This window comes from Pedobacter psychrotolerans, from assembly GCF_004340665.1.
Lineage (GTDB): Bacteria > Bacteroidota > Bacteroidia > Sphingobacteriales > Sphingobacteriaceae > Pedobacter > Pedobacter psychrotolerans.
In genome coordinates this window covers 1-13026 of sequence record NZ_SLWO01000013.1, presented here as the reverse complement: position 1 = coordinate 13026, position 13026 = coordinate 1, and the positions used below count along the sequence as shown (strand labels likewise).

Genomic DNA, 13026 nt, shown 5'->3' with positions numbered 1-13026 from the left:
GCCCAATGAGATGTTCCATAAGCTATAGAGCCTGCAGGATGTTTTTCTATTACAATCTTCATCTTATATCCAAAGTTACGCCATAGCTTCAGGCTACAATTATTGGATTTTAACCGATACCAACTATAAATAGACCTATTTAGGTTAAAATCTAACTGCCAGCTTTAACCTGTAAATAATACATGAATTCAATCGCTGTTTTTTCAAGCAAAGATTCTTCCCCTTGTAATAACTTACTGTGCGCCCAGGTTGGTGTTGGAATAATTTTTAAAGTTTTAACACCGTCTTTTTTAAGGATTAGCGGCAAATTAAATCCATCAACACAGTTGGTGTAACGATAAAATACTTCATTGTTTTTGATGTAGTATTCGAATACAGGTACTTGCGTAGTTCTTAAATACTGATCAAAAACTTTTGAATAAGAATAACCAGCTTGCTTGGAAATATAAGCTTCTACCTGAGCGCTTGTTACCGTTTGGTGATAGAAGACTTTATTCAACCCTCTTAAGATTGATCTGAAAAGTTCATCATTATCTAAACTATGCCTGATGGAATGCAGCATATTGCCGCCTTTGGGGTACATATCTCCGCTACCTTGAGCATTCACACCATAAGGCGGAATAATCGGCTGATCATTTCGAATACCCTTTCTGATGCCATAATTATATTCATTGCCAGCATTAGTTCCAAAATTATAATCTACAAACAGGGTTTCGCTATAATTGGTGAATCCTTCATGTACCCACATATCCGCAAGATCTTTGGTAGTAATGTTATTGCCGAACCATTCATGGCCGCTTTCGTGAATGATGATAAAATCCCACTTTAGCCCCCAGCCATTGCCAGACATATCCCGGCCTAAATAACCAAACTTATATTTATTGCCATAAGAAACTGCTGACTGATGTTCCATCCCGGTATGTGAGGCATCGATGAGCTGATAGCCATCTTCATAGAACGGATAAGGACCAAACCAATGTTCAAAGCTTTTCATCATTTTATGAACCTGGTCTGGCATATAATTTCTGGCTTTGTTCAAGTTATAATCCAATACCCAGTAATTTAAATCAAGTTTTCCTTTTTCACCTGCATACTGCTCCTTGAAATTAACATATTTACCAATGTAGGGAATGATGCAATAATTGCTGATGGGGTTAACCACATTATATTTATAGGTTACCGTACCATCATGATTGTTTTTTTTAAAAACCAGTCTGCCATTACCGATGCCCACAAGTGTATCAGGAATGGTCATCGTCAAGGAAGCACCTAAATCTGGTTCGTCACTTTGATGGTCTTTATTAGGATACCAAACTGATGCACCTAAACCCTGGCAGGCAACAGTCATCCATGGCCTCGACAGAGAATCAGTCGTGAAAATGAAACCTCCATCCCAGGGCGCACGTTTTGCCTGATGTACATTTCCATGATAGAAGATCTTTAGACGGTTAACCGTTTTTATTTTCTGGCCAGGAACATGTGCATACCAAACACTCCCTACATGCTCAAATTTAAGCTTCGATTGTTTATTATACCAGATGCTATCAATTACCAGTGGCTCCTGAAGATCAATTTGCATGCGGATTTTTCCATCATTGGGTTGCACTACCTTATAAATAATTTCGTTGGCTCCCGATATGCTTTTATTACCGTAATCAGGTTTGAAAGCAAGCTCATACCGTTGTACATCCCACCAGGTTCTTTCTGCATTCAGGCTTCCCCTAAGGGTATCGGCTAAAGTGTAGGATGGTGCTTTTACCTGAGGAAATGCCGCAGGAGAATATAGAATAACAAAGAGAAAAAAAATAATAATTGAATTTTTCATCGTAAAAAACTAAACAGTTTATGCGGTTGATATTTACGCTACACGAAGATGACCAATGTGTTGATCAATCAGGAATTTTTAGTAGAATCGGATAAAATACGGGATGAATCAGACAATTAATGGCAATTGCTGTAGTATCATAATCACCTTAAATTACTTAAATCTTTAAAATAGGGTTAAAATATGCTCAATACTGGCAAATTATAGTGATTTGTAAGCAGTACCTTTTGTTTAATTTTATTGATTAGATAAAAACCTCCACCATCATGAATAAGATTATTATCAAATGCTTGCTCATCGTAGCATTTTTAGGCGTTGCAGATATCAAAGCACAAAATTACTTTCCACAATTTAATGATAGCCGTATAAAAGTTAAAAACAGCACACCAATTAAAGCATATGCTTTTGATTTGTCGCAGGTAAGTTTGTTGGAAAGCACTTTTAAAACCGCTATGCTAGCTGATGAATGCTATCTGGCAGTAATTGATCCGGATCGCCTGTTATCTGGTTTCAGAAAAAATGCAGGGCTTGAGCCTAAAGGCAAAATTTATGGCGGCTGGGAAGGTGATGGTTTGGCAGGGCATTCCTTAGGACATTATTTATCGGCCATATCCATGCAATATGCTTCCACAAAAGATCCGGCGGTTTTAGCCAAAGTAAATTATATTATTGATGAACTTGTAGCCTGTCAGAAAGCAAGAAAAAGTGGTTATCTGGGTGCTTTCGGTAACGAAGATAAAATTTGGGGTGAACTGGCGAAGGGGAATGTCAAAACGGGTGGCTTTGATCTGAATGGTGGCTGGTCTCCTTGGTATACCGTTCATAAAATTATGGCAGGGCTTTTAGATGCCTATTTTTACACAGGCAATAAAAAAGCCCTCAGCGCTTCCATTGATCTGGCAGATTGGACCCAAAATATCATTAGCAAACTGAATGATGAGCTTTTACAAAAAATGCTTTTCTGTGAATATGGCGGAATGGCCGAAACATTGGTTAACCTTTATGCCATTACTGGTGAGAAAAAATACCTGGACTTATCTTACAAATTTTATGATAAGCGCATTCTTGATCCTTTGGCTAAACAACAGGATATCTTACCTGGAAAACATTCCAATACTCAAATCCCAAAAATTATCGCCAGTGCTAGAAGGCATGAAATTACGGGTGATCAAAATGATCAGGCAATTGCAGATTTCTTCTGGAAAACGATTGTTTACCACCATTCTTATGCTACCGGGGGGAACAGCAATTATGAATATTTAAGCGAACCCAATAAATTAAATGATAAGCTAACAGAAAATACAACGGAAACCTGTAATACTTATAACATGCTGAAACTAACGGGACACCTTTTTGCAGAAAACCCATCAGCAGAATTATTTGATTATTATGAAAAAGCTCTTTATAACCACATCTTGGCCTCACAAAATCACGATGATGGCATGATGTGTTATTTTGTTCCATTACGCATGGGGGGTAAAAAAGAATACAGTGATCAGTTTAATACCTTTACCTGCTGCGTAGGCACGGGCATGGAAAATCATGTAAAATACAATGAAAGTATTTATTCGAGAGGAGACGATGGCAGTTTATATGTGAACCTTTTCATTCCATCAGTATTAAACTGGAAAGAAAGAGGCCTAACCTTAACGCAACAAACAGCTTTACCACAGGGAGACCAAACCACACTCACCCTCAAGTTAACAAAAGCATCTACCTTCTCTATTCGGGTAAGAAAGCCCAAATGGTCAACGGAAACAACTATAGCCGTGAATGGTGAACTACAAAAAATTACACCTGATCAAACCGGATATTATGTGATAACCCGAAAATGGAAAAACGACGATAAGATCAGCTATGTAACGCCAGAAAAATTATACACTGAGGCCATGCCAGATAATACAGATCGTAGGGCCGTATTTTTTGGACCTGTATTGCTTGCCGGAGTTTTGGGGACTACGGAACCCGATCCGATTAAAGGTGTTCCGGTATTTGTAAGTGCAAATAAAGATCCTAAGGAATGGTTAAATGTTGTGGATCAGTCCGAATTGAAATTCCACACAAAAAATATAGCACAGCCACAGGATGTAACCATGATTCCATTCTATCAAACTAAAAATCAGTTTTATAGTGTTTATTGGGATGTATTTACCCCGGAAAAATGGGCAGTGCAGCAGAAAATTTACGACGAACAAAAACGTAAACAAAAAGAACTAGAAGATAAAACGCTAGATGTTTTCAGATTTGGTGAGATGCAACCAGAACGTGACCACAATTTTACGGCAGCTAAAGAATCAATGGGTGAAGAACATGGCAGCAAGTGGCGTATGGCTGGTGAAGAGGGTTTCATTCAGTTTGATGTTAAAGTAGATCCGAATGCACAAAATACCATTATCGCATCTTATTGGGGAATGGATAACCGGGGAAGAAACTTTGATATTTTGGTCGACAACGTAAACATTGCAACCGAAGATTTAAACCGATATAAAGAAAGTCGCTTCTATGAAATTTCCTATAAAATTCCGCTTGAACTAAGCAAAGGTAAAACTAAGGTAACGGTCAAACTATCTCCAAAAGCAAAGAATAGTGCTGGCCCGGTTTACAGCATCAGAGTGATTAAAGAAAAATGATAAACACAGCAACAAACTAATTGCACTTTTGATATCTACTTTTACAGGGTAAACATAGGAGTTCGATTAAGAATATACTTTAGAATACTATATAGACTGGATATTTTTGTTTTTAACCACCCCGCCCTTCGGGCACCCCTCCAAAGAGGGGAATGGCAATCTTAATTCCCTTTTTTCAGATGGATGGTCGCAGCCTGGGGTGTAAAAAGCAGAAAATTATTATCCAACTCCGTTTGGCAAATATTTTAGAACAAACCTTTCAAGATATCAGAAAAAAAGAAAGCCCTGTGAGAACAGGGCTTTCAAATAGATAATTAGGTTAAAGTTATTTTTGAATCAGCACCTCTGTAGTTCCGGTTGGAGAAAGATTAACGAAACTCGCTCCACGTTCTTTCGTGCTTACAGACTTTATTTCATAAGTACCTACACCTGATATTTTAGCAGGCTGAGCAATTCTGATGATGGCAGTTGGCGTATACTGATCTGCCTTTTCTAAATTCAGCTTTACTTCGCCAGTTAAGGAATTATATTTTACGGATGCTATTTTACCGGCATCAAGTGAAATCCATAGTCCAATTGGAGCTAAATAAACCGATGATTTTGCGGCAGTAGTAAGTTTAATATCAATAATATGTTTCGCCTTCTTCAAGTTCCCACCGAAAGCCAGCCAGCCAAATTCTGGATGCAACAGCACATACGATGAGGTATTTACTGCATAACCAAAAAAGCCAGAGCCATAATCTCCTGTAATGCCATCATTCTTTAACGTAGATGGATAAGCATGGAATGCTGCAGGTGCAAATCCATCTTTGGTGATATTAGAAATGGAGCCCATTAAGCCACCATAACCAGCACGTAACAGATAAAAATCAGTGGGATTTTTACGGTAATCCATTAACACCGGAATGGCATTTAAGGCGGAACCATAATGATGGATCATCCTTTCAATACGCTGCAATTTACCTCCATATAAAAAATCCCAGTAACGGCGGGCATTTCCATTGTATGCCCAATGAGGAATAACCGGCATATACGCTAAAATGGCATCAAGTGTTACTTTTGCCTTATCATTATAACCAAAATAATTCGACCATACATAAACCTCTTCCTGCCCGGTAGAATCCCAAGGCATTTCGCTACCGAAAGGATATTCGAGTGATTTCCAATGATCAGCACGTTTTTTCATTTCCAGTTCCAACTTAGCAGCTTCTTCAGTTAAGCCTTCATTTTTCAGATCAGTAAGGATAAGGTAAAAAATGGTTCCTTCCATTTGTCCGAATTGTGCATAATAAGGCGCAATGTTTACCATGGCCATTCCTGTTTCAGCAGCATCAATAAGATGTTCTTTCCAGGTGGATTGGTTCACCAGGTCCTTATAATTTCGAGCCAGACGATACATGATCCAGTGTGCAGCTGCAACGTGCGGATAATTATACGAACGGCCCAGATTATCAGCTTCTTTTTTAGGCCAGGCAGACCAGGTTTTAAAATTTATGGTATTGGAATAAGTATTTTTAGGCATCGAATCTGGTTCATAAAAAAACAAACTCTTTTTTACGCCATATTTTTGCGCACCGTTTTTAAGCTGGATATTTCCAAACATCACGGTATCTATAAATTTTTGCAGCTTATCTATTTCAGCTTTTTCAGGATGAACGAGTTGCTTCATGATGGCCCCGAGCCAGGAGCCAGCTCCCCCTTCATCACTCAGGCCGGCAATCCATGCACGATTATCCTGTACCACTTGTTTCTGTTCTTCATTATCATAGGTAATCACTGATGGCGAACGTTTAAAGTGATCATGAGGTTGATCGAACCATTGTTTTGTAGTTAAGAAATTTCCATAACTAGCGATAACATTAGCCTCGGGCTCTATAATTTTATAATTTACTGTCTGCTCTAAACCATCTTCATATAAAATGGTGAGTCTCGATCTACCCCAGGTAATGCCATTAACAGCATAACTTTTCCAACCATTTTTGGTCGTGCCAATAGCCTTAATCACCATTGATTTTTCAGGATAGGCCGTAATTGATTTAATTTTACTGCCGTATTTAATGAACAACTTAGCATCTACATCTCTTGGCAGCACATAACCCGGAACAGAAACTGCTACTGGCCGTTTATTTTCAATCAGTTTTTGCTCCATATCCCTTGCCGTACCAGATAAGATAAACTGGAGTCCAAACGTTCTGGTTTCATTGGGCTTTAAGCTGGTAGATGTAGGTACATTCCATTGATCTGCGTTTTTCCATTCATTCTCCGCATAAGCCTTGCTATAAATCATCCACTCATAAAAACCTTCAAAGGCAATTCCTCTGGGCGTACGGTCATCATTTAAAGGGTTGTAAGCTTCAAATGGCGTTTTTCCAAAAGGCAAAACTAATAATGATGGTGCATGACCGCTTAATCTGGTTACTTGCAAATAACCTGCATCTCTACCAATGTAGGGATCGTAAAAAACATTTTTAGCATGGGTTTGCTCCAATGTTCGGCCTTCAAGAATATTATCAAAAATCATGGGTATTCCCAAAGCACCAATTTCTATGTTTTGAGCTGTTTTGTTTCTTAATGAAAATTTCAAGATTAGCTTTCCATCACTCATTTCCCAACTTCGAATGATTTGTAAGGGAATACTTGCAGGCAAAGTAGCGGCAAGATCTGCCGATGCCAGTACTTTATTGCCCATCGCTAACGCTTTCACTGGCATCCTTTTGGCAGCAGTGCTGTAGCTTGTCCAGTCTTTGCTATTTTCTTCTCTAATTTTCAAGTTAAGATCACCCAGGTGGTAAAGTCCATCTGAGCTTCTAACTTTCAAGCTATCACTGGGCACAAAATCAAAATCTTTAACATTTTTTGGCTGTAATCCTGCCACAGTTTGAGCTGATTTAACCAGTTTTAAATTAAATGCACCGGCATTTAAAGAGAGATAGCCTTTTTCTAAACCTAATGTGGAAGGTTTTTTGCCTAAACTAATCCAGGGTGATTGTGCATTGACAACACCTGCGTAGAAAAAGAGCATGATAAAAAAGGTTAAAGCTGAGGATAATGGCCTTTTATTCCTTATAGATATTTCAAGTGTTGTATTCATGATGATAAACATTAAAAACTATGATTAGTATAGTCAATCAAAAATAGTCTTTAAAGAAATAAAGGAAAACTGATCTGACAATTTGGGCAAGATCGGTAAAGTATAAGCTTAATTATGGTGATTGGTAATATCGGAAATTAGTAATTTCAATGAGAATCGGTCGAGTTAAGGAATATCCAGTCAATCCATTCTACAATAATGCTATTTGAAAATTTTCTGAATCAATGATTTTAAAAATGATTTGGATGTATAAACTTCTTTTTCGTCTTTTACTTCGTTCAGTTTATGATCACCAAGAACTTCATTTTGAACAGTTCTCATCGCATGCCTACCATCTGTGTGATTATATTTTTCATCTTCAAAAAGACCAGAATAAGAAATTACAAAAGTTGCCATGTTTGCTGTTTAATGTTAATGAACGATAACTACTTTATCATGTTTTTATTAATTCTATTCACCAAGATAAGTAATTATAATTATTTCTAATACACTGCAGCAAAAAAAATATGGCCATTGATCACTGAACTTAAATGACACCCAAAAATCGATCGTTAAATTGATTATATTTGCGCACTAATCATATGAGCACAGTAAAAAACTCAACCTTTACCAAAATTTTTGCCCTTTTACAAAAGAAACAGTGTGTTATTGGCATATATGTGATATTGGCTATTATTGCCGGCACGAAACAATACCTTCACCATTCATTTAATAATTACCTTATTTTCAAATACGTTTATTTGCATACGATTGATTTGCAGAATTTGTATAACAATTATGCAGAATATGGCGATAGTAATCATTATGGAATCATCTTTTCACTACTCATTGCTCCTTTTGCCTGGTTGCCCAATGGCTTAGGCATGATTTTATGGAACATTGCAAATGTTTTGGTTTTACTTTGGGGCATTTACAGTTTACCTCTTTCGCTGAATAAAAGAACAGTTATTGCCTGGATTTGTGCACATGAAACACTCACGGCATTATTCAGTTTTCAGTTCAACATCGCTTTAACTGGATTTATATTGCTTAGCTTTTCTTATTTAATAAAAAAGCAAGAAATTAAATCCGCTTTTTTTATTGCTTTAGGCACATTTGTGAAACTATATGGCATTGTGGGTTTGGCATTTTTCTTCTTTACCCAGTATAAAGTAAAGTTCATTTTGTCAGGAGTGCTAGCCATGTTTTTGCTCTTCATATTACCCATGGCCATTTCTTCGCCTGCCTTCGTTATGCAATCTTACCTAAATTGGTTTCATTCCCTTGTGCATAAAAACACCTCGAATGCTTCACTTACTTCCTTTCAGGATATTTCGGTTATGGGTATGGCAAGAAGAATAAGTGGTAACGTAAATATTCCTAATATGCCCTTTTTACTTGGTGGATTAATCCTTTTCGCTTTGCCATATTTAAGAATCAGCCAATATAAACATCTTGCCTTTCGCTTAATGCTATTGGCATCTACATTAATATTTACTGTGATCTTTAGCAGTGGATCTGAATCGCCGACTTATATTATTGCCTTTGCGGGGGTGGCGGTCTGGTTTATAGTTCAGCAAACTCCTAAAAGTAAATGGGTAATTGCCTTATTTGTATTTGCATTTTGCTTAACCAGCTTATCACCAACGGATCTATTCCCAAGAGCTGTAAAAGAATTTATTCGTCTATATTCACTCAAAGCCCTACCTTGCATGATCATTTGGTTTGCAATTATTTACCAAATGATGAAAGAAGATTTTGAATCGTATTTGATTGCTGATAAATGAAGAAATTAGTTTCTATAGTCATACCAGCTTATAATGAAGCTGATAATATTTTTGTTATTTCTGAAAGTATTAAAAACGTTTTCTCCACGATCAATTACAATTATGAAATCATTCTGGTAGATGATGGAAGTGCAGACCATACGCTAGAAAAAATTAAGGAATACTCCTCTACTGCAGAAAACATTTTCTTCCTGGAATTTAGTAGAAATTTTGGGCATCAACTTGCAGTAAAAGCTGGTATGGATCACGCTTTCGGCGACTGTGTCATCTCAATGGATTGCGATATGCAGCATCCGCCAGAGCTAATTCCTGAAATGCTTAAAAAGTGGGAAGCGGGTTTTGAAGTGGTTTACACCATCCGAGCAGAAGATAAAAACCTTTCTAAAGGAAAAAGAAGCTCATCTAATCTTTTTTACAAAATATTGAATTGGCTATCAGACATTGACCTTGAACCAGGAGCTGCAGATTTCCGTTTACTGGATCAAAAAGTGGTGAATGTATTCAGGAATTTTCAGGAAAATGAACCTTTTCTTCGCGGTTTGGTAAAGTGGTTGGGCTTTAAGCAATATGCGATTAAGTATCACCCGGCAGCACGTTTTTCAGGAACAAGTAAGTACACCATAAAAAAAATGATGCGACTGGCGCTTCATGGCGTTACCTCCTTCAGTATAAAACCATTATATTCAGCTGTTTACTTAGGCTTTATTTTATCATTAGCGTCTGTTTTATATATTCCCTATGTAATTTACGCATTCGTCAATCATGTTGAAGTTTCCGGTTGGGCATCTATGATTATGACCATTGTATTTTTCGGTGGTTTGCAGTTGATTATTTTAGGGATCATTGGTATTTACGTGGGTAAAATGTTTATGCAAACTAAAAATCGTCCAAATTATATTATCCGTTCAACCAATATCCCTCAAAAATAATGGTGCTATTAAGTTTTGATATTGAAGAATTTGATATGCCCTTTGAATATGGCAAGGATATTTCATTTGCAGACCAGATTTCTATTTCCAGAGCAGGTACAATAGCCATTTTGGATTTACTGGATAAACACCAGATTAAAGCAACATTTTTCTGTACCGTTACTTTCGCAGAAAATATTCCAGATTTAATTGAACGCATTACAAAGAGCGGACATGAGTTGGCTTCACATGGCTATTATCACTCTGATTTCAAACTAGAACATTTGCTTCAATCTAAACTCAGATTACAGGAACTCTCAGGAAAAGAAATTACGGGTTACCGCATGGCCCGTATGATGCCCGTCGATGAAAAAGAAATAGAAAAGGCTGGTTATACCTATAATACATCTATTAATCCAACTTACTTACCTGGCCGATATAATAATTTCAATATCTCCAGAACCTTTTTTACCAAGCAGAATGTATTACAAATTCCAGCTTCTGTTAGTCCATTTATAAGGTTTCCCCTATTCTGGCTTTCTTTTCATAATCTACCCTTAGGTATCTACAAGTTCTTAGCTGGCTGGACTTATCAAAAAGATCAATACTTAAATATTTATTTTCATCCATGGGAATTTACTGATCTAAATGATGTAGAAAGATTCGGCTTTCCGGCTTATATCAGAAAAAATACAGGTCAAAAAATGATCAAAAGAATGGATAGCCTGATTACCTGGATGAAATACAAAAAATATTCATTTGCTACCTTTCAGGAATTTATTAGTACGAAAACTAAGGCCAATTAATATCAATACGTTTCAGCTAATTTTAAGGCATTGTAAGCATTAACTATGCCCCCACTAACGCAAATTTCATTAAATAGCATTCTGGTATTCTCACCTTTTTCGTTTTTATATTTAATCTTATGGTTTACTTTAGAAACAGATTTCATGATAATTTCCCTTACCTGAGCAGGTTTCAGTTGAGGGTAATAACTCAAAATTAGAGCGGCCAAACCAGATACCACTGGCGAAGCCATACTCGTACCATCAAGATCTTCGTATTTACCATCTGGAATAGTAGAATTGATTAAAAAGCCTGGTGCAAAAACATCAACACTATATTTCCCGTAATTTGAAAAATCAGCCTTAAGTGTCTCATCATCTTTATATGCACTGGCACCAACTTCAATCCAATTGGAAGCACTTGGTAACCTAAATTTCGCAGAATCAAGCGGAACTTGTTTCGGAACAGCAATACCCATTGGAGGCCTCATGCCCATCGTATTTTGTCCCATAGACTTTGGCGGTGTAAAATCTGGTTTCACAGGTTTGCGATGTGCCAATTTGTATGCTTCAGCTTCAGGACTATCGTAATATTTATTAGGGTAATTTTCTTCAATATCATTATTTTGATTATCATTACCAGCAGCATGAACCAGCAATACGCCTTTAAATTCAGCATATTTTACCGCTTCATCAACAACTTTTTTGCCCCACTTATAAGCCTTTCCAAAGCTCATGTTAATTACCCTGGCACCATTATCTACGGCATACCTGATTCCATTAGCCACATCCTTATCCCTTTCATCGCCTGTTGGCACAACCCTAATCGGCATAATACGCACATGATTGGCTACTCCTAAAATACCCAAACCGTTGTTGCGATCGGCACCTATAATCCCAGCTACATGTGTTCCATGCATTGCATCCGGACCTTTTACATCTGCATTACCATATATTCTATCATTACTATTGGCATAATCATCTCCTACTAATTCTGCCCTTTTATCATATTTAGGGTTTAGATTGTACTTTAACATGGCATCATATTGTTTGTAACCATCTTTTATGCTTTTATAGAATTTGTCGAAGCCACCATCTTCTTTTGATCCCTTTCGAATGATGGTTTTAATCTGCTCTTCTGTTTCATCATCAGCTTTATATTTTTCTATATCTTCATAAGTTGGAATTTGCTTATGATTTATAGTAGCAACAGAATCTAAAACCTTGTTAATGGCAACAAGTACAGAAAATGTATTGCTAGCATCTTCATACTTTTTTCCAAAATCACCAACCATTTTTTTGTAAAGCCTAAATTCTTCTTTTTGATTACTATCAAGAGGCGTCAGATTGGTAGTTGACTGATATTTTGGTGTATAGATTCTCAAAAGTCTAATCAGTTCCAGATTATCAAATTCCAGATTACCCTTTTTAGAACCAATGAAATTCCAGCCATGAATATCATCGATGTAACCATTTCCATCATCATCAATACCATTTCCCGGAATTTCTTTTTGATTAACCCACAAAACAGACTTCAAATCAGGATGATTAATATCTGTTCCACCATCAATTACAGCTACTATAATATTTTCTTTTGGTTTTTTACCTTTCAAAAGATTACGATAAGCTTTCTCTGTACTAATTCCAAAATAACCATTTTCAGCTAAATCTAAATTAAACCAATTGGCAGGAAGTTTTACATTTTTATTCTGTGCGAAAGCACCAATTTGAATAAGAATAAAAAAAATAAGCGGAAATAATTTTCTTTGGCAGAGATTAGTCATGTGATGAAATACGTAATGGTACAATAATACGGATTTATTATATGGACATTTAATGAATTTACATTTTTTAACAGGAAGAGAAATGAATCATTATGAAATGAAAGCCAGCATCGCTTGGCTGCTTCAGTCCTGCTGTACACTTCAATCTTTTGGTTAGGGTTAATCTTAAAATAGAATTTTCGTTTAACAAAAAGGATTTCTGTTTCCATCATGTTTATTGAAGACAGTTAGTGCATA

The 13026-nt window shown here is 36.7% G+C and carries 9 protein-coding genes; 5 read left to right on the top strand and 4 right to left on the bottom strand.

What is annotated here, in order from left to right; translation table 11 throughout:
- Window positions 1–151 precede the first annotated feature (151 nt).
- Window positions 152–1825, bottom strand: coding sequence for a M1 family metallopeptidase (locus EV200_RS21380; RefSeq protein ID WP_132536464.1), 1674 nt, complete (start codon window positions 1823–1825; stop codon window positions 152–154).
- Between the two features lie 266 nt (window positions 1826–2091).
- Here EV200_RS21380 and EV200_RS21375 point away from each other — a divergent pair, with 266 nt between their 5' ends.
- Window positions 2092–4455: a glycoside hydrolase family 127 protein gene (locus EV200_RS21375; RefSeq protein WP_132536462.1), complete on the top strand. Its 2364-nt coding sequence runs from the start codon at window positions 2092–2094 to the stop codon at window positions 4453–4455.
- Window positions 4456–4607: 152 nt separating this feature from the next.
- Window positions 4608–4769 (top strand): hypothetical protein, encoded by a 162-nt coding sequence (locus EV200_RS21930; RefSeq protein WP_188754137.1) that lies wholly within the window; start codon window positions 4608–4610, stop codon window positions 4767–4769.
- Window positions 4770–4780: 11 nt separating this feature from the next.
- Here the strand turns inward: EV200_RS21930 and EV200_RS21370 are convergent, their stop codons facing one another.
- Together EV200_RS21370 and EV200_RS21365 are read right to left on the bottom strand one after the other, a co-directional pair.
- Window positions 4781–7546, bottom strand: a complete 2766-nt coding sequence (locus EV200_RS21370; protein ID WP_132536460.1) for a DUF5695 domain-containing protein — start codon at window positions 7544–7546, stop codon at window positions 4781–4783.
- A 201-nt stretch (window positions 7547–7747) separates the two neighbouring features.
- Window positions 7748–7942 (bottom strand): hypothetical protein, encoded by a 195-nt coding sequence (locus tag EV200_RS21365; RefSeq protein ID WP_132536458.1) that lies wholly within the window; start codon window positions 7940–7942, stop codon window positions 7748–7750.
- A 185-nt stretch (window positions 7943–8127) separates the two neighbouring features.
- Between EV200_RS21365 and EV200_RS21360 the strand changes: the two genes are divergently transcribed.
- The 3 genes from EV200_RS21360 to EV200_RS21350 are packed head-to-tail and all read left to right on the top strand — an operon-like array spanning window position 8128 to window position 11026.
- The gene (locus EV200_RS21360) at window positions 8128–9312 is read left to right on the top strand and encodes a glycosyltransferase family 87 protein (protein ID WP_132536456.1); all 1185 of its coding nucleotides are present in this window, start codon (window positions 8128–8130) and stop codon (window positions 9310–9312) included.
- Window positions 9309–10241, top strand: coding sequence for a glycosyltransferase family 2 protein (locus EV200_RS21355; protein ID WP_132536454.1), 933 nt, complete (start codon window positions 9309–9311; stop codon window positions 10239–10241). The genes EV200_RS21360 and EV200_RS21355 overlap by 4 nt, the downstream gene beginning before the upstream one ends.
- The gene (locus EV200_RS21350; protein WP_132536452.1) at window positions 10241–11026 is read left to right on the top strand and encodes a polysaccharide deacetylase family protein; all 786 of its coding nucleotides are present in this window, start codon (window positions 10241–10243) and stop codon (window positions 11024–11026) included. Before EV200_RS21355 ends, EV200_RS21350 begins: the two co-directional genes overlap by 1 nt.
- A gap of 2 nt (window positions 11027–11028) precedes the next feature.
- Here EV200_RS21350 and EV200_RS21345 read toward each other — a convergent pair whose 3' ends face one another.
- Window positions 11029–12789: a S8 family peptidase gene (locus tag EV200_RS21345; RefSeq protein ID WP_132536450.1), complete on the bottom strand. Its 1761-nt coding sequence runs from the start codon at window positions 12787–12789 to the stop codon at window positions 11029–11031.
- Window positions 12790–13026 lie beyond the last annotated feature (237 nt).